Source organism: Desulfonauticus submarinus (assembly GCF_900104045.1).
Classification (GTDB): Bacteria; Desulfobacterota; Desulfovibrionia; order Desulfovibrionales; family Desulfonatronovibrionaceae; genus Desulfonauticus; species Desulfonauticus submarinus.
The window spans coordinates 38287-63501 of record NZ_FNIN01000008.1; the positions used below are offsets into that span (position 1 = coordinate 38287).

General features: G+C 32.4%; 20 protein-coding genes. 2 read left to right on the forward strand and 18 right to left on the reverse strand.

Going from position 1 to position 25215, the window contains the following annotated elements; genetic code table 11:
- The first annotated feature begins 1 nt into the window (after position 1).
- On the forward strand, positions 2-472 hold the full coding sequence (locus tag BLP60_RS07565) for an HAD family hydrolase (protein WP_092065654.1): 471 nt from the start codon (positions 2-4) through the stop codon (positions 470-472).
- Positions 473-520: 48 nt separating this feature from the next.
- Here BLP60_RS07565 and porB read toward each other — a convergent pair whose 3' ends face one another.
- The 6 genes from porB to BLP60_RS07595 all read right to left on the reverse strand — a co-directional run bounded on the left by porB (position 521) and on the right by BLP60_RS07595 (position 6724).
- On the reverse strand, positions 521-1453 hold the full coding sequence (gene porB / locus BLP60_RS07570; RefSeq protein ID WP_092065656.1) for a pyruvate synthase subunit PorB: 933 nt from the start codon (positions 1451-1453) through the stop codon (positions 521-523).
- Positions 1446-2618: a pyruvate ferredoxin oxidoreductase gene (gene porA, locus BLP60_RS07575; protein ID WP_092065658.1), complete on the reverse strand. Its 1173-nt coding sequence runs from the start codon at positions 2616-2618 to the stop codon at positions 1446-1448. The genes porB and porA overlap by 8 nt, the downstream gene beginning before the upstream one ends.
- The gene (locus BLP60_RS07580) at positions 2618-2899 is read right to left on the reverse strand and encodes a 4Fe-4S binding protein (protein WP_092065660.1); all 282 of its coding nucleotides are present in this window, start codon (positions 2897-2899) and stop codon (positions 2618-2620) included. The genes porA and BLP60_RS07580 overlap by 1 nt, the downstream gene beginning before the upstream one ends.
- A gap of 183 nt (positions 2900-3082) precedes the next feature.
- A complete protein-coding gene (locus BLP60_RS07585; protein WP_092065662.1) occupies positions 3083-4120 on the reverse strand; it encodes a hypothetical protein in 1038 nt (345 codons plus the stop codon).
- A gap of 12 nt (positions 4121-4132) precedes the next feature.
- Entirely contained in the window at positions 4133-5083 is a 951-nt protein-coding gene (tilS, locus tag BLP60_RS07590) for a tRNA lysidine(34) synthetase TilS (protein ID WP_159427709.1), read from the reverse strand.
- 57 nt (positions 5084-5140) lie between these two features.
- Positions 5141-6724, reverse strand: coding sequence for a peptide-binding protein (locus BLP60_RS07595; protein ID WP_092065666.1), 1584 nt, complete (start codon positions 6722-6724; stop codon positions 5141-5143).
- A 130-nt stretch (positions 6725-6854) separates the two neighbouring features.
- On the opposite strand from BLP60_RS07595, the gene BLP60_RS07600 reads away from it, so the two are divergent.
- Entirely contained in the window at positions 6855-10058 is a 3204-nt protein-coding gene (locus BLP60_RS07600) for a DEAD/DEAH box helicase (RefSeq protein WP_092065668.1), read from the forward strand.
- A gap of 131 nt (positions 10059-10189) precedes the next feature.
- Here BLP60_RS07600 and BLP60_RS07605 read toward each other — a convergent pair whose 3' ends face one another.
- The 12 genes from BLP60_RS07605 to BLP60_RS07660 form a co-directional block, all read right to left on the reverse strand.
- Complete coding sequence (locus BLP60_RS07605) at positions 10190-11419, reverse strand: EAL and HDOD domain-containing protein (RefSeq protein ID WP_092065670.1); 1230 nt, start codon at positions 11417-11419, stop codon at positions 10190-10192.
- A gap of 39 nt (positions 11420-11458) precedes the next feature.
- Positions 11459-12505, reverse strand: coding sequence for an N-acetyl-gamma-glutamyl-phosphate reductase (gene argC, locus BLP60_RS07610; protein WP_092065672.1), 1047 nt, complete (start codon positions 12503-12505; stop codon positions 11459-11461).
- A 2-nt stretch (positions 12506-12507) separates the two neighbouring features.
- Positions 12508-12903 carry a DUF1844 domain-containing protein gene (locus BLP60_RS07615; protein ID WP_092065674.1) on the reverse strand — a complete coding sequence of 132 codons (396 nt, stop codon included), beginning with the start codon at positions 12901-12903 and terminating at the stop codon, positions 12508-12510.
- Between the two features lie 54 nt (positions 12904-12957).
- Positions 12958-14109 (reverse strand): pyridoxal-phosphate-dependent aminotransferase family protein, encoded by a 1152-nt coding sequence (locus tag BLP60_RS07620; RefSeq protein ID WP_092065676.1) that lies wholly within the window; start codon positions 14107-14109, stop codon positions 12958-12960.
- A 90-nt stretch (positions 14110-14199) separates the two neighbouring features.
- Positions 14200-16770, reverse strand: coding sequence for a DNA polymerase I (polA, locus tag BLP60_RS07625; RefSeq protein WP_092065678.1), 2571 nt, complete (start codon positions 16768-16770; stop codon positions 14200-14202).
- Positions 16763-17788 carry a DHH family phosphoesterase gene (locus BLP60_RS07630; RefSeq protein ID WP_092065680.1) on the reverse strand — a complete coding sequence of 342 codons (1026 nt, stop codon included), beginning with the start codon at positions 17786-17788 and terminating at the stop codon, positions 16763-16765. The genes polA and BLP60_RS07630 overlap by 8 nt, the downstream gene beginning before the upstream one ends.
- The gene (locus BLP60_RS07635) at positions 17775-18299 is read right to left on the reverse strand and encodes a bifunctional adenosylcobinamide kinase/adenosylcobinamide-phosphate guanylyltransferase (RefSeq protein ID WP_159427710.1); all 525 of its coding nucleotides are present in this window, start codon (positions 18297-18299) and stop codon (positions 17775-17777) included. Before BLP60_RS07635 ends, BLP60_RS07630 begins: the two co-directional genes overlap by 14 nt.
- Positions 18292-19023 carry a cobamide remodeling phosphodiesterase CbiR gene (gene cbiR / locus BLP60_RS07640; protein ID WP_092065684.1) on the reverse strand — a complete coding sequence of 244 codons (732 nt, stop codon included), beginning with the start codon at positions 19021-19023 and terminating at the stop codon, positions 18292-18294. The genes BLP60_RS07635 and cbiR overlap by 8 nt, the downstream gene beginning before the upstream one ends.
- A gap of 25 nt (positions 19024-19048) precedes the next feature.
- Complete coding sequence (locus BLP60_RS07645) at positions 19049-22129, reverse strand: UvrD-helicase domain-containing protein (protein ID WP_092065686.1); 3081 nt, start codon at positions 22127-22129, stop codon at positions 19049-19051.
- Positions 22122-23777: a two-component system sensor histidine kinase NtrB gene (locus tag BLP60_RS07650; RefSeq protein ID WP_092065688.1), complete on the reverse strand. Its 1656-nt coding sequence runs from the start codon at positions 23775-23777 to the stop codon at positions 22122-22124. Before BLP60_RS07650 ends, BLP60_RS07645 begins: the two co-directional genes overlap by 8 nt.
- A complete protein-coding gene (locus BLP60_RS07655) occupies positions 23749-24474 on the reverse strand; it encodes a MogA/MoaB family molybdenum cofactor biosynthesis protein (protein ID WP_092065690.1) in 726 nt (241 codons plus the stop codon). The genes BLP60_RS07650 and BLP60_RS07655 overlap by 29 nt, the downstream gene beginning before the upstream one ends.
- 21 nt (positions 24475-24495) lie before the next feature.
- Complete coding sequence (locus BLP60_RS07660) at positions 24496-25209, reverse strand: DUF1614 domain-containing protein (RefSeq protein WP_092065692.1); 714 nt, start codon at positions 25207-25209, stop codon at positions 24496-24498.
- Positions 25210-25215 lie beyond the last annotated feature (6 nt).

The window sequence follows — 25215 nt, forward strand, 5'->3', positions numbered from 1 at the left end:
AATGTTTAAAGTAAATATACCAGGGCATGGTCTACTATTATTAGAGCATCTTGTCTTAGATTTTAATGGAACTCTAGCCATTGATGGTAAAGTAAAAACTGATGTTATAAATAGTTTATCCACTCTCTCAAAATATTTCCATATTCATATTTTAACAGCAGACACTCATAATAATGTAAAGCAATATTTTAGTAATACAGATTATAAAATCCAAATTATTTCTTCTCACGAACAAGTCAAAGCAAAACTAAATTTTATTCACCAGCTAGATCCTAATAAATGTGTAGCTATAGGTAATGGATATAATGATTATCTTATGCTTCAAAAGGCTAAACTAGGTATTGCGGTCTGCCAAGAAGAAGGGTTGTATTCAAAAACATTATTAGCAGCAGACATAATAGTACCCCACATTTTAGATGCCTTTCATTTATTTATTCATCCTCTTCGTCTTATAGCTACTTTACGAAACTAAAAGAGCGACCACAAGGGTCGCTCTTAATATTGAAGTTAGCAACACAATCTACTCTAGTTCACACAATTTTTTTAACTTCTCAAAATTTTCTTTTACCTTCTCTTGAATAAAAGCAATATCGTCTTCTTTAAGATGCCTAAATCTGCGTTGAAGGTTAAGATATTCCTCAACTGGTTTTAACTCTTTCCTGGGTTGAGAAAGCTTAAATTTTCCATACTCTACTTCAAATAAAGGAAAAACTCCTGTTTGCACAGCTAATTTAGCGATAGTAATACTTTGATCTGGTCTACTTCTCCAACCAGTGGGACAAGGAGAATAAATTTGAATATATGCTGGTCCCTCTACAGCAAGAGCTTTTCTAACCTTATTCATTAAGTCTAAATGATAAGCAGGACTTGCTGTCGCTACATAAGGAATATCATGAGCAGCAGCAATCATAGCTACATTTTTTTTCCAAGTATATTGCCCCTTACTTTTTTTTCCTGGAGGAGAAGTAGTAGTAGCAGCACCAAAAGGGGTTGAACTGGAACGCTGAATTCCTGTATTCATATATGCTTCGTTATCTAAACATACATATAAAAAATTATGTCCTCTTTCTAATGCCCCTGACAAAGATTGTAACCCAATATCAGCAGTTGCCCCATCACCAGCAAAAGCAATTACATTAGGACGATTTTTAAGCTTTCCCTTCTTTTCCAAAACTTTTAAAGCAGCTTCTATTCCTGAGGCTACAGCAGCAGTATTTTCAAAAGCCACATGAATCCAAGGAGTTTTCCAAGCTGTTTGAGGGAAAGGAGAGGTAACAATCTCCATACACCCTGTTGCATTAGCCACAATAGTATTTGGTCCTGCTGCTTTCATTACCATTCCCATGGCTAAAATTTCACCACACCCCTGGCAAGCTCTATGACCAGAAGCAATTAAAGATTCAGTTGGAATATTTTTTGCCGTTATTTTCTCAAATTTTATTTCTCTAGTCATCTTCTCTTACTCCCCAAATTAAATATTCGTCTTTATATTTACCTGTTTGCGCTAACTCATACATTTGTTTAAATTCATCTCTAGTAACATCTCTCCCACCAAGACCACAAATAAAATTATAAATTTCAGGTCTAGAACTCTGTTTATATAAAGTAGCTTTTACTTCACTCGCCACAGGTCCGTGATGAGCACCAAAGGAAACAGCTCTATCTATAACTATAATCTTTTTAGCGCCAGCAATTGCCTCTAAAAATTCTTCCTCAGGAAATGGACGCCATAACCTAATTCTCACTTGCCTAGCTTTTACCCCATCTGTATTTAACTCATTTAAAGCAGACATAACTGTTTCACCCAACGACCCCATGGTAATAAAAACTGTATCTGCTTCTTTAGGCCCATTTTCTTCTATAACTTTATACTTTCTACCAAACATTTCTTCCCACTCTGTAAAAACCTGCTTCACAATACTTTTACTACCCAGTAAAGCCATTTCTTGTTGTTTTTTAGCTTCAGCATAAATTTCTGGAACTCCCACAGGCCCCATAGTAACAGGCTGATCCACATCAAGTTTTAACTGTGGCTTATAAGGAGGCAAAAATTTATTTATATCCTCCTGAGATTCTATCTCTATAGGCTCAATCATATGGGTTAAAATAAAACCATCCATATTTACACCAACAGGGAGCAATACTCTCTTGTCTTCAGCAATCTTAAACGCTATTATAGTTAAATCAAATATTTCTTGTCCATTTTCTCCAAACAATTGAATCCATCCTATATCTCTTTCTGCCATAATATCAGAATGATCATTCCAGATAGAAATAGGACCAGATAAAGAACGGTTAGCAATAGTCATAACTATAGGTAATCTTAAACTTGAAGCAATAAATAAAATTTCATGCATCAAAGCTAGCCCCTGAGAGGAGGTAGCTGTATAGACCCTTGCTCCCGTAGCCGAAGCCCCTACTGCAGCACTCATGGCAGAGTGTTCTGATTCAACAGGAATAAAAGCTGCTTCAAGTTCCCCATTTGCTACAATCTGAGAAAGCTCTTCCACAATATGCGTTTGAGGAGTAATAGGATAAGCTGCAATAACATCTACATTGGCCAATTTTACAGCCTCTGCCACAGCTAAAGATACTTCTGTTCCTATTCTTTTAGTCATTATTTTTCCTCCAATTCCATAGTTAACGCCTTTTTAGGACACTCATTTGCACAAATACCACACCCCTTACAATAATATAAATCAGCCCTAAAAAAACCATCTTCGTCTTGATGAATACAAAATTCAGGACAATATATAGCACACAAACCACATTTAACACATTTTTCTTCATCTAAAATAGGCAGCTCTGTCCTCCAATCACCTGTTTTTAGTTCTGAGGCATTTCCAGGACTGGTTATAGTTGTTCCAAGGGCCAATGACTTCCAATCAGGATAGATCATCTTTCTTCCTCCATAAATTTTAATATAGACAAAAATTTAACCAACTTCTTAATATACATCCTTAGACCACATTTATAACTAAACAACTAAATTACTATTACTTTTTCCTTTATATCCTATATACTTTTAGAACTAAATAAAAATTTTTATTTAATATTTTCGGTAAATGGTTAAGACAAACTCTTAAAAATCACTTTTTATCTGTTTTTGTAAAAATTTTCCTGTTTCTTTAAGCAATTCTGCTAAATTTTTTATTTCAGTAAAGGAAAATTTATCCTGGTCTAATCGTCTATACAACCAAAAACAAAGATATAGTTTATCCTCTCTAGTGATCTGTTTTAACTGTAATCTTGCTAAGATTTTCCTTTTTAAATATTCTCTAGCAAAAATATTTTTTTTAATTAAATTTCCTAATCTCTCTTTTTGGCTAACATCTTTTTCTTCCAATTGCCAGTATTGCTGGTAAACTTTTATTAAACGCCTTTGAATTAAAAAATAATTTCTAATGTCTTTCATGTAAGATTCATAAGAATTTAAAAAAAGATTTATAACCTCAGAATAGGAAAGAAGTAAATTAGATAAATTTTTATAAAATATCTTTTTATCATAGTTAGAAATATTTTTATTTTTAACTAAACTATCTAATTTTAGTTCAATATTCTTAAAAAATAAATTATTTATTATTGGCGTAATATATTTTAAAAAATAACTATCTAAAACATATTTTAATACCCTTCTCCTACTTTGAAGAATATTTTTAGAATCAGTCCGGAATCCTTTTAAATCTATACCAAAATACAAATTAAGTTGTTTTAAGCTAAATTTAAATCTTTTTTCCTTAAAATCATAGTTTTTTATTAGAAAATTAGCTGCGATATTAAAGAAACTTTCATCCACAATAGAATCTTTTGGTAATGTATCGTATCTTGGTTTTATATTCTTTACAGAAGAGGTTGAATTATTAAAAATAATATTTTGTTCACCCTTAATTATGCTCTCATCTTCACTATTATTTTCTTTTGAAAAATCTATTGTCTTTTCCTCTTTAGGAAGAACATCTAGTCCATATATCCTCTGTTTATCTACAGGAGAAACAAGTTTATTTCCAGGTTGTTGAGGGGAACCTCCTTTTTTAGAAAAAAAAGCCTTTTCCACTCCTACATATACTCCCATTCCTAAAAACAAACAAAACACTATCAAAATTAATTTACTAATGCGCATATCATTTTTCCCCTAACCTTTTAAAAAGCTCACGGTCTCGTTGTTTAATAAAACCATTTTGTTACCAGGAAACTCAACTCGCTTTCCTACTTTACGAGTAGAGAAAAGTTCTTCTAACTTCATTACATTATCAAACAATACTTGCCCAGGACCAAGTTGTTTTAAGCACTGAGAAAAAATACGCATTCTTTCTCCTGGTAAAAATAACTCTAACTCCTTTCTATTTATCTCTATTTTATTTTCAAAAATTTTTGGTTTCAACTTTTCAATTTTTGCTTGCCAGTCGTGTCTATCAATTTTTGCTGCCTGCCACAATCTAAAAATATTTTTTAAAAAAGAAGGGTTTTCTTTACAAAATAACGGTAGAATCGTATGTCTAACTCTATTACGTAAAGTATCCAGTTGAAAATTACTTTTGTCTATACAAAAATTCTGATTTAACATCTTTAAAAAAGATTTAATTTCATCTTTAGATAAAAAAAGTAACGGCCTCACTATTTTATCTTCTTTTAAATAAACATCCATTCCTCCTAAGGCAGGCCAACTAGCACCTCTTAACATCCGTATTAATACATCTTCTGCCAAATCATTTAAATGATGACCTAGAGCAATTAAGTCGCAATGTCTTTTTTGGGCAAACTGCTTTAAAATAAAATAACGAATATTTCTACCCGTCTCTTCTATACCTCTGTGCGTTTTTTTAGCTAGAAGACCTATATTTGTCCTAAGAATATGGGGCTCAAACTTCCACCTTTCTGCAAAATTTTGAATAAATAATTCTTCCTGAAATGCTTCTTCTCTAAGACCATGATTTAGATACAATGCTTCTATATTTAAAGAGCAACGCTTTTTTAAAAGAGACAAAATAACTGCCAAAGCTGTTGAATCTGGACCTCCTGAAAGAGCAACTAATATTTTTTTACCTATAAAATCAACATGATAACGCTTTAAAAAGCGTTCCACTCTTAAAACCAAATGAGCACATTTGGGAGGAATTGTCTGTAAAGTATACATGTATTTTTAAGGAAGAAAAAATGTCTGTTGTTTCTTGGGCACCCACCAACGAATAAAATTATAACTAATACCTGCTGGAGCAGGCTTAATATTTTTAAACCTTTTATTCACAATTGGTAAAGACATGGGGACATACAAAAAACAATATGGTTGTTCATAATGCAAAATTTCTTGCATTCTATCGTAGATTTTTTTTCTTTTCTCTATATCCAAAGTTTCCCTTCCCTGTTCTAGCAATCTATCCACTTCTTTATTTTTAAAGCCCATAAAGTTAAGTCCACCTGGTACAGCCTTTGATGAGTGCCACACATCATATAAATCTGGATCCTGAGGAATTGTCCAACCCAAAAGAACCGTATCAAATCTGCCTTTATCTATAAAATCATGAATAAAGGTAGCCCATTCAAGAGTTCTAATTTTCACCTTAATGCCTATTTGAGCCAATCTATATTGAATAATAACTGCTGTTTTTAAACGAAGGCTATTGCCTTGATTAGTAAGCAATGTAAAAATAAATGGTTTACCATCTTTTTCTAAAATTCCATCTCCATCAGTATCTTTAAAACCAGCTTCCAGTAAAAGGTGCTTTGCTTTTTTAGGATTATAAGGAAACTCTTTAATTTTATTATTATAAACCCATGTACCAGGTTTATAAGGCCCAATAGTTGGCTTACCTAAGCCCAACAAAACACCCTTTATTATTTCTTTCTTATCCAAAGCTAGGGCAATAGCGTGTCTTACTCGAATATCTTTAAAAAAAGGATGGCGTAAATTGTATGCCAAGTAGGTATAAGAAAACGATAAGTATCTATACTTATTAAATCTATTTTTCCAAAAAGATCCTTTTGTTTGAAAAATATATTGAAGAGGATTGAGTTGCATCAAGTCTAAATTCCCAGCTTTTAACTCTAAAAACATTGTACCTATATCTGGAATAATTCTATAAATTACTTCATCTAAGTAAGGCCTGCCTTCAAAATAGTTTTTATTCACATCTAAAACGAGTCTTCTACCACTTTCCCACTTCTTTAGAAAATATGCCCCTGCCCCTAAAGGATTCCTTGCATATTTAGTGGTTAACAAATTCTCTTTTTCTAAAACATGCTTTGGCAAGATAGATATACCCCAAGAAGGAAGTGCCTGGGCATATACCTTAGGATATTCAACCTCAAACTCATAAGGCGACAAAATATTAAATTTTTTTACTAATTTAAAATCCTCTCCATAAGCTGTTGGAGTTTTTGGATCTATCATTAATTTATAAGTAAAATATACATCTTCAGCAGTGAGAGGCTTCCCATCAAACCAAAAAATATTTTTCCTGAGTTTAAAGTATATCTTTTTCCCACCATCTAAAATCTTAAATTCTTGCGCAGCCCACGGAACCAACTTTAGTTCTTTATTATATTTAACAAGACTTACATAAATTAAGTCAGCAACATCATGGGAAACAGTATCTGAGGCTAAAGGAGGGATAAGATTACTAGGTTCACCCATTATTCCTAAAATAATTCTTCCTCCAAAATCAGCTCCACGAACTAATGGGGCAAAAGTTAAAATTAATATTGTTACTAAAAAAAACTTTTTCATTTTAATAAGTTAGCCTCATAAAATTTTTTTTAAAAAAATTTTTTTCAAATCTTGAAAAAAAAAAATAATTTGCTTAAATAGACACGTTGTCTCTTGCTTATCATTTTGAACTGAAGGAGTTGTAGGGTTAATGGTGAAAAATGCTGAGAAAAAAGTCAAAGAAATTTTAGAAAATTTTGTTAAAGAAAATATACCCGAGTATATTTACGAAAGCGCAAAAGAGCTTGCAGCTCAAAAAGAATTAAAAATTAATATTAAACAGCATAGCGACTTTGTAGAGTTAGAGGGTCAAGTTCAAGGAGAAGAATTTCAAGTTTATAATACAGAAATCTCTCTTAACTTAGATCTAGAGTCTGTTAATTACTACTGTAATTGCCCTGACTCATTTGCAGGAATATGCAAGCATGTAAGTGCAACCATAATCAAATATTTAAACTCCTTACAAGGTGACGAAGAAAAAAATACTGTTGTAATAAGCACGGATTGGAAAAGCACTTTTAAAAATTATTTTGCCACCCAATTAGAACCTGAAGCTGGTCAACACTATATTGTATATAGATTTTTTCCTGAAATAGGTCGTCTCCAGGTGGAGTTCTTTAGGGCAAGACAAAATAAGTCTGGCTTATCTTCTGTTCTCAATCCTATTACCTTAGAACAAATTATTAGAAATCCAGAATGGTGTGAAATTTCTCCAGATCTTCCAGCTGTGGCAGAACAAATAGGACAATATCTTGATTACTATGGGCATAAAGTAGAAATTCCTTATGGGCTGATGGGCTGGTTTTTTACTACTATTAAAAATGAATATTATTTATTTTTTGAGGAAACAGAACAACCGGTTAGAATTTTACCAGCTCCTATGAAATTACAACTTCGTCCTAAACTTACTGAAGATGGACTCTCTTTTGAAGTTATGTTGGGTAGAGAAGGCAAAATTCCCTTTGCCATTGAAGGAGAAAATGTTTTCTTTTTTGGGGAAATGCCTCTTTGGGTATTTTGGAAAAATACCTTTTATCCTGTGCATACAGGTCTTCCACCCAGCCTAATTAAAGAATTAGTCACCAAACCTCCAATTATTCCTCATAAAGAAATCTCTGAATTTCTAGATAGAGTATGGACTCAAATTCCAGCGTCTGATCTCTTTGAACAAGAAAAATTTTTAGAACGAATGGCTCCTATTTTTGTAAATGCTACTTATAATCCGAAACTATTTCTCGACGAGGAAGGCAGTTTACTAACCTTGCAGATTCAAAATATATACGAAACAGAGCATGGAGAATTTACTTTTCCAGGTCCAGATCCAGATCTACAAACAGGTAGTTATCAATTTGAAGGAAAATCCTTTCTAATCCGCAGAGATCAAGAAAAAGAGGGAGAACTTATTAGCAAACTCTTAAACTTAGGATTTCAGGCTAGGAGCAACTCTCTATGGTTCTTAGAACCAGAAGAAGCTATAAACTTTTTATTAGACGAATATCCAAAACTTATTCAAGAATATAGAGTTTATGGAGAAAAAAATCTCAGCAGATATAAAGTTAGACTTTCGCCTCCAAAGGTAGTTGCAAAAGTTGAAAGTAAAGAAGAAAACACTTGGTTTAATGTAGATATAATGGTTGAATACGATGATATTTCTGTGCCTATTGAAAAAATATGGAAAGCATGGACTCAAGGGAAACGATATGTTCAATTAAAAGATGGCTCTTACACTAGTTTGCCAGAATCTTGGTTAGAAAAATTGGGGCACAAGCTCCAAACTATGGGCTTAGATCCAGAAAAAGGTCCCAAAAAGAAATATGCACACCATGAGGCGCCTATTATAGACAAATTAGTAGAAGATGTAGATGAGTTAAAAGCAGATTCTTTCTGGGACGAATTAAGAGAAAAAATACATACTTTTAAAGAAATCACAGAAATATCTCAACCCAAAGGACTTAATGCGACCTTAAGACCCTACCAATTACAAGGTTTAAGCTATTTAAACTTTTTATACGAGTATAAATTTGGAGGAATCCTTGCAGACGAGATGGGCTTAGGAAAAACCATCCAAACTCTATCTTTTTTACAACATCTAAAAGAACATGGATTAAAAGGTCCCCATCTTATTGTAGTTCCTACTTCTGTCTTGCCAAACTGGGAACGGGAAGCAGAAAAATTCGTTCCTACAATGAAACGTTTGGTTATCTATGGTTCCAAACGAGAACATCTATTTCCCCAAATAAAAGATGCTGAGCTAGTCCTAACTACTTATGCTCTTTTACGAAGAGATTTAGAAAATCTTCTTCCATATGAGTATGCAAGTATCATTTTAGATGAAGCGCAAAACATAAAAAATCCCAACACCATTACAGCAAAGGCTGTACGAAAACTAAATTCTAGATTTAGACTTTGTCTTTCTGGAACTCCAATAGAAAACAACCTGTTAGAATTATGGTCTCTTTTTGAGTTCCTCATGCCAGGATTCTTAGGCTCCCAACACGCCTTTCAAAAAGGATTTGTCAAGCCTATAAAAGATGGGGATTTAGAAGCTTTAGGATATTTAAAAAATAGAGTTAAACCATTTATTCTAAGAAGAACCAAAGACCAAGTAGCTAAAGATCTCCCACCAAAAGTGGAAAATGTATACTACACAGCACTTTTGGACGAACAAATGGAATTATACGCATCCTTAGCCAAAAAATTAAAAGAACAGGTCTTACAAAGAGTGGAAGAAAAAGGCATTGCTGGGTCACAAATGTCTATTTTGGATGCTCTCCTCAAACTTAGACAAATTTGTTGTCATCCAAGGCTCTTAAAATTAGATATGCCTGGTTTAAATACCAATTTACCTTCTGGTAAATTTGAAGCATTTAAAGAATTGGTGACTACAATCATTGAAGATGGACACAAAGTGTTGGTCTTTTCCCAGTTCGTTCAAATGCTCCATATAATTCGTTCTTGGCTCTCTATAAATAAAATCCCTTTTGCTTATTTAGATGGCTCAAGTAAAGATAGATTTGACCAAGTAGATAGATTTAACAATGATCCTAATATTCCAATATTTCTTATCTCCTTAAAAGCAGGCGGAACAGGACTTAACCTTACATCTGCAGATTACGTAATCCACTATGACCCTTGGTGGAATCCTGCAGTTGAAAATCAAGCCACAGATAGAACACACCGTATAGGACAAACCAAACAAGTTTTTGCCTATAAAATGATTTGTCAAAACACTGTAGAAGAAAAAATTCTAAAACTACAAGAACAAAAAAGAGGTGTTGCAGAAGCAATAATTCCAGGACAAAGTGCAATTCAAAGCCTAACAAGAGAAGATCTAGAGATGTTATTTGAAGTATAACTACCTAAAATAAAACAAACGTTATTATTTCAAATTCATAATATAATAACACAAAAGAATGGTTTATTTTGATAAATCACTCAAAAATAACAAAAGTGGAGTAAAGTGAAAAAATTTTTGGTAGTTAATCTTTAAGACTCTAAACAACACATTAAACTCTTAGCCCACTCATAAGCCTGATTGGCTACTGAAGCAGAAAGAGAAGGTTCTATCTTTAAAATTTTTAAAATTTTTCTTATCTTAACCCAATATCCTCTTTCAACTGCTTCTACTAAATCCAGCCAAATATGATAAGGATGAGTTAGCAATAACAACCCATCAACAATATCTTCTTCCAAAGGCAATTCTTCCAGGATAGCCTTTAAGCTTCTGCCCAAAAGCACATCTAAATAAGAAAGCAAGCCTAAAAGAAAAAACTTTTCTTCTTTATCTTTGCCTAATTCTAATTCTTTAGCCAAAAGCTGCAAAAATCTTCCTCTAAAAGCAGAGAAAAACACAACTTCTCGTTTTTTATCATCAGCACTAAAATCTGCTAAAATTGCAACTCTAAGCCACTTTTTTAATTTATCCTCTCCTAAATAGGCAAGGGCTCGAGAAATACTTTCAACTTTTTGCCTTAAACCAAAATACGGAGAATTAATATATTTTAATAATCTATAGGTAATTGCTACATCTTTTCTTATAATTTCTTCTAATCGACGAAAACTAATTTTAGAATGACTTAGTTCTTTTAAAATATCTAATTTACTTAATTGAGAAGAAGATAACTTATGTCCTTCTAAAATTTCAGGTTTACTAAAAAAAAATCCTTGAAAATAATTAAACCCCAGATTTAAACAAAACTTTAACTGCTCTTCTGTTTCTACCTTTTCTGCTAAAAGAATCTTACTTTGTTTTTTTAAATCAATAACAATATCTTTAACCTTTGTAGGAGAAAGAGCCAGAATATCAACTTTTACAATATCAGCTATTTTTATAAGAGGAAAAAATTCTATCTGACCTACATAATCATCTACAGCTAACAAGTAACCATTTGCTTTTATTTGGTTACATACTTCTAATATTTTAGACCCTGGAGTAACATTTTCTAAAATCTCTATTACAGTATTTTCTGTGGGAAGAAGTTCAAAAACTTTATCCAATAAAAGCTTTTCTGAAAAATTAATAAAATATTTATAAGATTTTTCTGGTTGGTAAACTAAATTCAGACCATCAATAATTACTCTACTTGTAGCCTGCTCATCATCTATCACACCTGCTTTATTTAATCCTTTACAAGAACGGAACAAAACTTCATAACCTAAAATCTTTTCTTTATCATTGAAAATAGGTTGCCTTGCAATAAAAATACTTTCTAACATCTTTTACAACTAATAAAAGTTACATTCCCCAAATACATATTAAGGGATCAGAGGAGCAGAAACAGAAAATCCAGTATCTTCTTCAAATCCAACCATTAAGTTAGCATTCAATAGTGCTTGCCCTGAAGCTCCTCTGCATAAATTATCAATTGCAGAAACAATAATCAGTTGCTCTGTTTTTTGATCTATTACCAAGCCTAAAGCACAGCTTATTGTTCCTCTAACCCAACGCACCTGAGGCAATACACCATCTTCCAATACCTTAACCCACTTTTTATGTCCATAAAACTCTAAATAACAATCTCTTATTTTATCAATTTTAAGTTCTTTTGTTTTTACATAAACAGTAGTTAAAATCCCCCTATTAATAGGAAGAAGATGAGTACTAAATAATATTTTTATATTTCTTCCAGCAGCTAAACTACACTCTTGTTCTATTTCTGGACTATGTCTATGTTTCCCTATATTGTAGGCAAAAAAATTATCATAAACTTCGCAAAATAAAATATTCTCCTTGGGTGAGCGTCCTGCTCCTGTAGTTCCAGATTTAGAATCAATGATAATTTCATTACTATCAATAAGGCCTGATTTTAAAGCAGGATAAAGAGCCAAAATCGCTGAGGTTGGATAACACCCAGGATTAGCAACTAAACGAGAATTTTTTATCTTAGAAGCATATATTTCAGGGAGACCATATACTGCCTCTGACATTAAATCCCACGCAACATGTTTTACTTTATACCACTCTTCATAAACTTGTTTATTTTTAAGCCTAAAATCAGCACTCAGATCTACTACTTTTTTACCAGCTTGGATTATTTTTTGGGCTAATTTCATAGCTGTACCATGAGGAACAGCTAAAAAATATAATTCTATATCTGCATCAAGACCATCTTTCTCTATATCCGTAATAATAAGCTCAGAGAATTTGTCTGCAAAAGGAAATACCTCTTTTATTTTTTTACCTCTAAGTTTCCGAGATGTAGCTTGTTTTAATTCAAAAAAAGGGTGAGTGCATAATAAACGCAAAAGTTCTATACCTGTATATCCACTAATCCCTACAATTCCTACGTTTATCTTACCCATTTTTAACCTGCCTTTTGAACGTATTTCATCCGCAAATCAAATAAAACATCTCTTAATAGTTTTTCTTCTTGCACAGTTAAGTTCCCTTTTGTTTTCTCTTCTAATATCCCTAACACATCTATTGTATGTTTGGCTAAGGCCAAATTAGGCTGTGTTTTTCCACTTTCTGGTTCTGGAACTTCTCCTAAATGAACAAGGGCAGAAGAGCTTAAAGAAATAATAAAAGTTGAAAAATCAACTTTTGGAAAATGCAATTCTTTATTCTTTGAAGCTTCTTCATAATCATGAGCCATCTTTTTTTCAGCTAATTTCCTAGCCTCACTTTCAGATGGTTCATCATCATCTAATTTTACTCTTCGATCATTCACAATAATTTTTTCTTCATTTTTCTCACTCATATACCTTCCCTCCTTAATTTAACAACAAGCTACCTAATAATATAATCTTACTGTTTAACTTTCCTCTAAGGTCTTAAAATATATGTCCATTGCTCGCTCTATAAAATTCCTAGCTCCACTAACTCCCCCTGCTTGAACAAAAGACTTTTGTAAGGCATAAAGACAACCTGCAAGATCAACATAATCTACATATCCCATATGACCTATACGAATAATTTTACCTTTTAAAGGTCCTTGGCCCCCAGCTAATACATAACCATATTTTTCTTTTAAAATAGACAATACTTTTGAAGCGTCAAGACCAGCAGGCATTTTCACTGCAGTTAGCCCCCAAGTATAATCTTTTAAAGCAAGTAATTCTAAGCCAATTAACTTTACGCCCTCTCGAACCATTTCTGTAAGGGCTTTTTGTTTTTTATAAATATTTTTAAGCCCACATTCACGAAAATAACGAAGACTTTCTTGTAAACCAACTAATAAATTAATAGAAGAAGTATACGCTGTTTGACATTTTAAAATACTTGCATGTTCTTTTAACAAATCAAAATAAAATCCTCTTTGTTTAATTGTTTTTACCTTTTCCAAAGCCTTTTTACTTAAAGAAATAAAAGCAAGTCCTGGTGGCAACATAAGTCCTTTTTGAGATCCTGTAAGTAAACAATCTATTCCCCATTTATCCATAGGACATGGAGATATTCCCACAGCAGAAATACCATCGACTACGCTAATAATGCCTTTTTTTTGACATAAATTAGCCACCTCTTGAATAGGATGAAGCACTCCTGTAGAAGTTTCAGAGGCTTGAATCAAAACACCTTTAATAGATTTAAATTTCTCTAACACATCACTTAGTTTATTAATCTCTACAGCTTCACCCCATTCTACTTCTAACCTAACCACTTTTAAACCACGCTCTCTTGCAATCTCTGTCCAGCGCTCTCCAAATTTTCCTGCCTCCACCACTACTACTGTTTCACCAGGAGAAAACAAATTATTCACAGCAGCCACCATTGCTCCTGTTCCAGAACTACTTAAGATCAATACAGGCTCTTGAGTACCAAAAAGATATTGCAATCCTTTTTGCACATCCTGTAAGATCTTTTTAAACTCAGGCTTACGATGATGGATCATATCTTTGGCCAAACTTAACCGCACATTCTCTGGTAAAGGAGTTGGCCCTGGGGTAAGCATTCTTGTTTTTTTCATCTTCTCTCCTTAGAATAGAAAATATTTATTATCTTTTATCAAATCCTAGCCTAATATAAAAATCAATAGACTTTTAAACAATCGTTTAATTTAGTGGGCTTCTTTCCAATTTGGACCTATACCTAAATCAACTTTCAAAGGAACTTTTAAGGGATAAACCTGTTCCATTAATTCTTTTACTCTCTTACCTGCCTCAAAAGCAACGTTTTCTGGAACCTCTAATAAAAGTTCATCATGAATTTGAAGAATTTGTCTTGCATTCAATTTATACAATAATGCATCCTTTTCCACCAATAACATTGCCTTTTTTATAATGTCTGCAGCTGAACCTTGAACAACCGTATTAATTGCCATACGCTTAGCTTGAGCAACTAAATGTTCGTTCCTAGAGTTAATATGGGGAAGGAGACGCCTACGACCAAATACTGTGGAAACAAACCCATGTGTTTTAGCAAAATTTTCAACTTTTTGATAAAATTCCTTTACTCTGCTTAGCTTTTCAAAATAAACTGTAATAAACTGTTTGGCTTCTTTTAAGCTAAATCCTAATTCTCTTGCCAACTTTTGAGGTCCCATTCCATAAAGCAAACCAAAATTGATAGTTTTTGCCTTTCTTCTGTCATCAGGCGTTATTTGTTCTTTTGACTTAGAAAAAATTAAACACGCAGTAGCAGTGTGAATATCTTCATCTCTATTAAAAGCCTCTAACAAGACAGGATCTTCTGAAAGATGAGCCAATATCCTCAGCTCAATCTGAGAATAATCTGCAGAGATTAATTTGTAACCATTGGGAGCAATAAAACACTCTCGCACTTTTGGCCCATATTCTCCTCGAATAGGGATATTTTGCAGATTAGGATTACTACTAGAAAGCCTTCCTGTAGCAGTAGCTAATTGATTGAAAGTTGTATGTAATCTTCCATTAATATCTACCTTCTGAGGTAAAGGTTTTAAATAAGTAGACCTCAATTTTTCTAATCTCTTATATTTTAAAACCAGTTCAACAATAGGATGAGCTTGCCTAAGCTTTTCCAAAGCTGCTTCTGAGGTAGAAAAAAAACCAGAAGCTGTCTTTTTTTTGCCTTTTAATTTTAGGTCTTGAAATAAAACTGCACTTAACTGTTGAGTAGATCTTATATTGAATTCTTTACCTGCTAAAACATATATCTTAGTAGTCAATGAATCTAATTCTTGCTGTACTAAGTTTAAAAATTTATTAAATTTTTGTTTATCGATTAAAATGCCTCTTTTTTCCATTTCTACTAGAACGGCACTAAGAGGCTGTTCTAATTTTACAAGCAAATCTTCTAACTCTACAGCTTGAATCTGAGCTAAAAGATGCCTTCCAACTTCTAAAACGGCCAAAGCCTTTCCTTGAATTGATATTCCTCTATCCTGTTCTAAACTTTTTTTTAGTCTGGAAAAAGAGTAATCTCTTTGCTCAGGATTTAAAAGATACGCACAAAGACTTAGATCATACCATTGAATACTTAACTCTAATATATTAGGAAATCTTTTTAAAATAGGTTTTAATTGAGGACAGAAAACAACTTTCTTCTGAAGAAGGGGAAATAATTCTGATAAATCAAATAATATTTCAAATTCTTCTTTATCATTACTCAAAAATACTCGCCCTTTCTCTAGAAAAAGACCTAACTGTGAAGGCAAAGATAATATTAAATCTTTTTCTTCAACACGCTTTATTTTAAATTCATTGGTATTCTCTTTGAGATTATTATCTCTTGAAAAGATAGGTAACCCCTTTGGAACAATAGATGTTTTATTTTCCAAGTTTAGTTCTTTTAAAAAAGAAAAAAATTCATATTTTTCACAAAATTTTTTTAATTTTATATGATTTATCTTTTCTACTTTAAGGTCTTTTAACTCTATATCTAAACAAGCATCTGTTTTTAAAAAAGTAAGCTCCCTATAAAGATAAAGGTTATTAAAGTTGCCTTTTATTTTTTGTTGTTCTCTTTTTGTTAAACTTAAAAAATTTTCTTCAAGTAGTTCGAGCGAAGAAAATTTTTGTAAAATTTTTTGAGCTGTTTTTGGCCCTATTCCTGGAATACCTGGGATATTATCGCTACTATCTCCCACTAAGGCTTGAAAGTCAGGCCATCGGTTAGGAGAAAATCCCCATTTTTCCTTAAAATCACTGTGGGTGATTATTTTAGATTCTTTTCCCCCTGGATCCCAAATAACTACATTTCTATCTAAAAGCTGAAACAAATCTTTGTCTGAGCCAACTATTACTATAGGATATTGCTCTTTAAAACGCTTAGTTAAACTAGCGATGCAATCGTCAGCTTCCACTCCTTCTGTTATCCAAGAAGAAATTCCAAGTAATTTTAATCCTTCAAGCAAAGGTGGAATCTGCACAGAAAGAGGCTCTGGCATCTTTAATCTATTGGCCTTATACTCAGAATAAATTTTGTTTCTAAAGGTAGGGCCTTTTCCATCCACAAAAAAACCCAAATAATCGGGCTCTTCTTCTCTTAAAATTTTTAAAGCTAATTTTAATACAATAAAAATTACATTGGTGGGAAAACCATCAGACCTAGTTAAATTGCGATAAGCATAGAAGGCGCGATAAATATAAGAACTTCCATCTATAAGAAAAATAGAAGGGCTAGACCATTTAAACTTCTCCTTAAGCATTCTCTTTTTGACCTTCTTTTCCGGATTTTACTTTTCTACTTTTCTTCCGCACATGATAAAATCTTTGCCATAAAAATTGTTGGGGATGAACACCATTTAAGTTCTCTAAAGGAACTTCTGCTCTAGCCATAGCCCTATGTCCACCAGCAGGACCATAATCTGAAAACATCTTCATCGCTAATTTTCCCATATCTCTCCTCAATCCGTCTCCTCTAAAAATAACCACTAACTTATTATCATATACTCCTCCAACCATATCCCAGGAAATATTGTGAATTTGGAGAAAAAAATCAGCTAAAATTACCAAAATATCAGGAGATTCCACATTACCCAAACATACTCCAAGCCCATTACCTAAAAATTTTAATTTGCGGAAAGCCTGACAAAAATATTTAAGCCAGTCTTTATGAAATTCGGACCTAATAATCTTTTGAAGTAATAATGAATTATAAAATTTTGTTAGATATTTAAAAGCCTTAATATCTGTTTCAGCAAAAGGTCGTTCAAAACTTTGTGTATCTGTTTTAATACCGTAAACCAAAGCAGTCGCTAATAATTTGCCCGGTCTTATTTTTAAATTATAAAGATACTCGGTTAAAATAGTAGCATTTGCTCCATAATCTGGTCTGATATCTTGAAAATCTGCCTCTACAGGATGTTCAGAAGATAGCGGATGATGGTCAATGACTATAGAAAAATCAATTTCTTGAAAGCTTGGATGATGATGCGGTTGAGAATCCACCAGAGCAAACCGATCATACTGAACAATCAAATTAGAAGTTACTTTTTTAGTAGGTATGCGCAATAATCTTATCATAGCTAAATTATCTGGTCTACTAATCTCATTAATATGCCCAATACCTACATCTAAAACTCTCCTGGCCATAATCCTTTTTAAAGCCAAAGCAGAAGAAAGGGCATCTGGATCAGCATTAATTAATATTAGCCATCTCTCTTGTTTATCCAGCAAATTTAATAGCTGAGGAATCTTATCTGTGAGATTTTTAAAATAAGCCATTTTCCTTATCTTCCTTATCCTTTAATATAACAGGACACCCTGCTACTACCAAGTAAACTTTACTACATAACTGAGCAAGTTTTTGATTAAATTCTCCACACTCTCTTACAAGTTCTATATCAATATTTACAGGCAAAAAACCCAAACTCATTTCACTGCTTACTAGCACTACATGTTCTCGCCTATTTTTCAAGTTCTTCCAAAAAGAAGATAAAATTTGCTCTTTATTTTTCAATTTCACTATAGAAAAGAACCAGAAGTCAAGCCCTTCGATTAAAAGACTATCCAAATCCAAAGGTAAGTTTGCTATTCTTGCGCCCAAATCATGACCAGATTCAAAAACTAAAATATCTTTATCTCGCTCTTTTCTATGTTGTAAAATCTGCCTCTTAAAGTTAAAATCCAAACTCTTAGCAGTAACAATTAATCCTCTTCTACCTTCTTTCTTTAACAGGCTTAAAGCAAACTTTGATTTTCCACTCCTTACCCCACCAAGAACTAACTCAAACAAATTTAACCCCCAAATCTTTTTGTTTTTTTCTTAATATTCTTAAGGAATTCAAAAAATCCTTTTTGTTAAACAATTCCAAAACAATTTCAGTTTGGTCAGATATGTTAGTTAGAATCTTTTTAAAAAAATTCCAGCCTGCGTCAGACAAAAAACTTAAATCATAATGACGTTCACACGTCTCCTTACCATAAAAATGAAGTAATTTCACCCGTTTCCAAAATCCAGACAAGTGTAAAATACTCTCTTGGCCATAGGCCAACATATGGCCAATATCAAGGCAAACATTTACCCCTGTACCTAAGACCACAGGCCAAAGATCTACTAAATCTATACCCTTAATATTTTCAATTAAAAGATCTTCTGCAATCCCGCCTAAGTCTACCCACGTATCAACAAACTTTTGCAATTTCTCTTTTTCTTTAGGTGGATGCAAAACTCCACTCCAAGGAGATAAAAATTTTACTTTTTCCCATAAACTAAAACATATTTCAGCTTCATAACATCCATCTTTTTGCCATTTTAAATCTAAAGGGAAATGAATATGATAACGAAAAGGAAAGTTTGCTAAAGACAAAGGTAAATCTTTCTCAGTATATTCCAAACAAGCCTTAGTTTCAAAAAAAGCTAAATAAATACCTGAAACATATTTTTGTAAAAACAAACAATTTTTTTCTATAGTTGCAGGCAAAACATAGGAAGGAGCACTTAATAAAAAGGTTTTCATCATCAGGCAATTACCAAATAAAAAATTAAAACAACTTATTTTGCTTCTCTTTACGCTTTATTTGTCTTTGAGGCTGTTTGATGATAAAAAGGTTCTTATTAAGAAGACTTAAAAACCTAGAAGAAGGTAGGGTCAATTTTTTACCATATATTTTCCTAGTTTTAGCAAAACTTAAAAACAAATATTTTCTAGCCCTTGTTATACCTACATAAAACAGTCTTTTTTCCTCTTCTTCTGCATTAGGCTCTACTTCTTCTGTTTCAAAAAGCTTACTCACACCAACAAAAGGAACAATACCATCCTCTAAACAAGGTAAAAATACTGCTTCAAATTCTAACCCTTTACTAGCATGTAGAGTCATTATTCTAACTTGCTGGCTTTTCCCCCTCACTAAATCCAACTCTGTTTCTAGTTTAATATAATTTAAAACCCCAAGCCAACCTTCTTCCTGCTCATAAAGCCGTTCCAAGGCCAAAAATGGTTTACTCTCCCAAAAAAGAGGATCAAAAGGTGGAATATCTTTTAAAAAATTCTTTATCCCTTTTGGTCCCTCAGTTAAAATATGTTCTGGTACAATTGACGTTCCCTTATCATTCTCAGGACTAAGACCTAAAACTTTAGATACTTCCTTTAAAATTATTTCTATCCTAGAGTCTTTAAAAAAAGCTTCCTCTTCAGGAACAGAATAAGGAATACCCCTACTTTTTAAAGCCTGCTTAAAAGGCTCTATTAGGGCCTTAAATCTAACTAAAATAGCAATATCTCCAGGAGATAGTTCCCCGCCATTTAAATCTGCCTCCAAATGAGAAGTTCCTCCAAGCAGTTCTTTTACCTTATCTGCAACCCAAAAAGATTCATACATTCCTGAAGGAGCTTTAAGTAAATAAAGCTTGCTTTTCCTTTTTTGCACGGCTTCTAACTTTTGTTCTTTAAAAAGACAGCTAGCTACATCTAAAATCTTTTGTCCAGAGCGATAACTTTTAGATAAAAATAAAATCTTAAGTTTAGGCCAAATGGTTTTAAGATATTGCTCGATATTTGACACTCCACCTCTAAAACTATAAATCGCTTGTTTAGGATCACCAATGGCAAAAAAGCCAATACCTTCTTCTGGAGCAAGATGAGCAATTAATTCTAACTGTAACGGTGATAAATCTTGAATTTCATCCACTAAAATATGAGTATATGGCCTTACAAAATTTCCCACCTCTAATTCATGTAACCAAAACTCCAACAAATCCAAATAATCAACTACATTTAGGTCTTTTTTTAAATTAATATAACGTTCAGCTTGCTCTTCTAATTCCGTTGTATTTAATTTTTTTCTTTGTTCGCGAGCTAAAAGCAAATGCTCCCAACTCTCTTTTATTTCTCTTGACTTTAAATGAGGATTGGAAACAGCAAAAAGCTTTTTTGCCCCTTCCTCATCCAAAATCAAAGGCTTTTCTTTATGAACTTTTTGCCAGTAATCATAAGCTAAAGCATGCAAGGTGTCTGCACATGGCATACCTACACCTTCACCCAAAACAGAGTGCAATCTTTCCTTTAACTCTAAAGCAGCTTTCCGAGTAAAAGTTACTACCAAAATGTGTCTTGGACTTATTCCTTCTTTTAATAAACGAAAAACTCTACCAAGAAGAGTAAATGTTTTGCCTGTCCCAGGACCAGCTATTGTTAAAACTGGGCCAGGATGAGAAATAGCCTGTTTCTGCTCTAGGGTGTAACTATTAGACAATACCTTAAAATCTTCTGGAGTATCTAATTGAAACTTAGAAATATCTCTAGTATACTTTTTATTTTCTAAATCAACGTTCACAAATAAAAATCTACCCTGTTTAAGTTCTTTCAACTCTTTTGAAGTAAAAAGTGAGATTTGACCATACTCTCCGTCAAACCCTGGTTTTCTTAACACTTCTCCTCTACGCATTCTAGAAATTGCTATTTGCAATGGTTTAGATATACGTCCTAACTCATCCTCAGGAATCTTTAATAAAATATCTAACTCAGAACCAAATTTAGTGATTAAATCTAAATAAAAAGAATGAACTTTTTTACTTTTTGAGCCAACTTGCAAAAACTCTCCTATTATTTCCTTTAAAGGAATTAACGAAGTATATCCTGGACGATTTTTGGGCTGCTTAGGTTTATCTCTATCAGCTAAGGCAAGTACTCTATGAAGCACTCCTACTGTTAACTTTTTACCACATACTGGACAAATGCCATTTCTAAGGATTGTTTCTTGCGGAGTTAAAACTACCCCACACTTTCTATGACCATCTAAATGATATTTACCTTCTTCAGGGTAAAATTCCAATGTTCCTAAAAATTTATGACTAAGTCCCTGCCCTTGCAAGGCATAAAAAACACCTTCATAACTTATCTCACCTTGAAAAATATTAGCTTCTCTAGCGAGATTTTCTCCAGAATGCGCATCTGAGTTTGAAACCAAAAAAAATCTATCCAATTTGCTCCACATCCAATTCATCTCAGGATCTGAAGAAAGACCTGTTTCTAAAGCAAAAATATACTGACTTAATTCTCCAAAACATTCTTCAATCGAGTCAAAACCTGACTTTGAACCAAATAAAGAAAACCAAGGTGTCCAAATATGAGCAGGAATAAAGTATGCCTTAGAATCTAACTCTAAAACCATTTCCAGCAAATCTTTTGCATCTAAACCCAATATAGGCCTTCCATCTGACTCTATATTCCCTATACGGGCTAATCTTTTATTTAAAACTTTTGCTTTATCAAAAGAAGGAACATAAACAAGGTTATGAATTTTTCTAACCTTGCCATTTTTTTTATAAATAGAGCTAATCTCTGCACTTAATAAAAAATATACATTACCTTTTAATGGATGTTCCATGCCTGGGATTTCTTTATGAAGATTACTTCTATCTTTTAGCTGAAAAAGACCATCTCTTACTGGTTCAAGCTCATTTTCCAAAATCTCAAGCCATTTAGGATGTGTAAAATCACCTGTTGCAAGTAAATTTATACCTTTTACTTCTGCCCACGCAGCCAGATTACGAGGCATAAGTTTTTTACTCGTGGCTCTAGAAAATGGTGAATGTATATGTAAATCTGCGATAAATCTATCCATTTTTATCCAATCCTTTATTGTCTTTTTTAAGTCTCTTTGAACTTAACACAACCTTACACCCTTTTTTAACCCCATGATCAAATTCTAAACTACTCTCATTCAAATGACATAAACGAAGAGCAATAGAAAGACCTAATCCTGTACCTTTCTTTTTAGTAGTAAAAAATGGCTCAAATGCTCTTCTCTTCTCTTCATCGCTAAGACCATGACCTGTATCCTCAATAATTAACTTTTGTTCATTTTTATTTATTTCTGCTTTAATAAAAATCTTTTTCCCTCCATCTAAAGAGGCTTCTATGGCATTGACAAGTAAATTTAAAATAACTTGTTTTAACTGTTCTTTGTTCCAATAAAAAATAAGTTTCTCCACTCCAGGTCCTATAATAATATCTACATCTTTCAATCTCATCCTCAATAAAAATAATACGTCTTGAATAACATCTCCAACCTTTACCTCTTCTTTAACCTCCTCTTTAGGCTTTGCAAAGGCCAAGAAATCTTTTACTAATTTATCTAACCTATCTATATCATTTAAGACTATTCTAAAAAGTCTATCTTTTAATACCTTGTCTTGTTCATCTTGTAATAATTGCAAACTAGCTTTAATCCCTGCCAAGGGATTTTTTATCTCATGGGCAATACCTGCGGCCAACTCACCTAAACTGGCCATTTTCTCCATTTGAAAAATTTTTTCCTGTAATTCTTCTTGCTCTGTAACGTCATTTAAAAAGAAAATATAAATATTTTCCCCAGGAAGATACGAAACTTTTGCCCAAAACTTTCTTCCCTTTAGCACTACCTTAAAGATATTTTTATTTTCTAAATTTTTATTAAAAATATCTGCTAATTCTGAAGAAAAAAATTCTATTTTTTTACCTATTACAAAACTAGCTTTTTTTCTATCCAAAAATTCTACTGCTTTTTTATTTAAAGAAATGATTTCTCCACTTTCACTTAATACAAAAATTAAAGATTCTACAGAATCAAAAATGCTCTTTTTTAATGCCTCTGCATGACTTAAAGCTATCTCTTGAGAAAGTAACTCAAATACCAGGCCTCTTTCTTGAGATTTTGTAAGATAAAGCAAAATATTAATTAAACAAATTGCAACAAAGTTTAAAAAATAAAAAAACAGTAAACTTGTAAATACAAATCTAGTTACTCCCCACCAATAAGGATATTTTAACTGCAAAAATAAAATAAAACTATAAAATAGTATAACAATTGTACTTATGATAAAACTAGATTTTAAACCAAATATTCTACCATACAAAAAGATAACCACTACAATTAAAAATGAAAAAGCACTTTTTAATCCACCTGTTAAAAAAATTAAATATAAAGTAAAAAATATATCAGATATTAACTGAATTCTTATAAATTTATATACTGATTGGAACTTATTCCAAGAAAGAAGATATAAAATATTTATACCAAATCCAGCAACAAAAAAAAGAATATATAAATCTTTATATGTGATAAAATAATGAACAGAAGGAATAATATTTATCCAAGTAGAAGCAATTAAGGTAAAAATTATCCCTAATAAGACAAGTCGTATAATACAGACTTTTATCGTAAGAGATCGTAAAAACTCTTCGGGAAGAACTTCTTGATCTTTATGAGCCACATTCTGTTGGGTCGCCATGAATCTTTTCTAAACAATGTTTTAATGCTGGTAAAATTGATTCTAAATTTTCTCTAACGGCCTTAGGACTACCTGGAAGATTAAGTATCAAAGTTTTTTTACAAATACCACATATAGCTCTAGAAAGCACTGCATGAGGTGTTTTTTGTAGAGAAGTAAAAAGCATTGCTTGTTCAAAGCCTGGCAAACGCTTTTCAATAACTTCTAAAGTAGCTTCTGGAGTAATGTCTCTGGGATAAACGCCTGTTCCTCCTGTGGTTATAATTATATCAACTCCTAAAAACTGGGCTAAATGAATTAATAAATACTTTAAAGAAGAAAAATTATCGGGCAAAATATAATTTTTAACCCAACTTAGAGGCAAAATGGGCTCAACCATACTTTCTATTTGAGGCCCACTTTTATCCTTTCGTAAATTGGAATATCCTTTATCACTTAAAGTAATAATTGCTAAAGTAAAGCCTTGGCGATTTACTATAAATTCAGAATGTGGCTCAAATTTAGAAAATACAAGATAAAACTCTCCATTTAAACAAACTTTATCCAAACATACATAAGAAGAATTAAAAACAGCACCCACCCTTATCGTATCAGGTTCTAGAATATGATCCCTATTAAGAAGAAAATTCTTTAATGGTACAAAAACTTGCTTTTGAGTATAAATTAAAGGTTTTACATCTTGATAATAAAGTTGCATTTATTTGCCTCTAAAAAATTTTTAAGCAAAAAGCACTGCTAAAATTCCACACAGAAAAATGCCATCAAAAGTGCCAGCTCCTCCAATAGATAATACAGGACTTACTAATTTATCTTGTTCTCTTGGATCTAATAAGTGCAATACATCAGCACCTATCAAAGTACCCAATGTACCTGAAATATAGGCTACCTGAGGAGCTATATCCTTAGGAGCAAACAACCATGTGACTAACACTGTAACAAGTGGAGGAATCAAAAAAGGTATGCCAATACCCACTCCAGCAATAGGCCTAGCAAGTTTATAACATACAAAAGCAACTATTAAAAAACAAATCCCTAAATTTATTGTAACTCCTATTTGAAATATAAAGTAAATAGAAAGAAGAAGAGGTATTAAACCACCTCCTATATTTAAGGCAATTACTTGCTCATGTTTTGTCATAAAATCATAAGGATAAGGACGCACATGCCTAAAAAAAGGACGAAAAAAAGGATCAACATCTAATTCCAAAGAATAAACCTTCAACTCTCTTTTAAGTAAGGGTAAATTTATACCACTTCCAATTAAAGTTAAAATTAACAGCCAAAAGACCTGCCATCCACTAAGCCCTAGCTTTGAAAAGGCAATAACTATAGCGCCAATTTTAATAAGCCCAAAAAGAAAAAAAACTATAAGAAAAAAGATAAATATAACAATAAAGAAAAAAGGAAAATAAAAAAACGGTCCAGGAAACATTTCTAC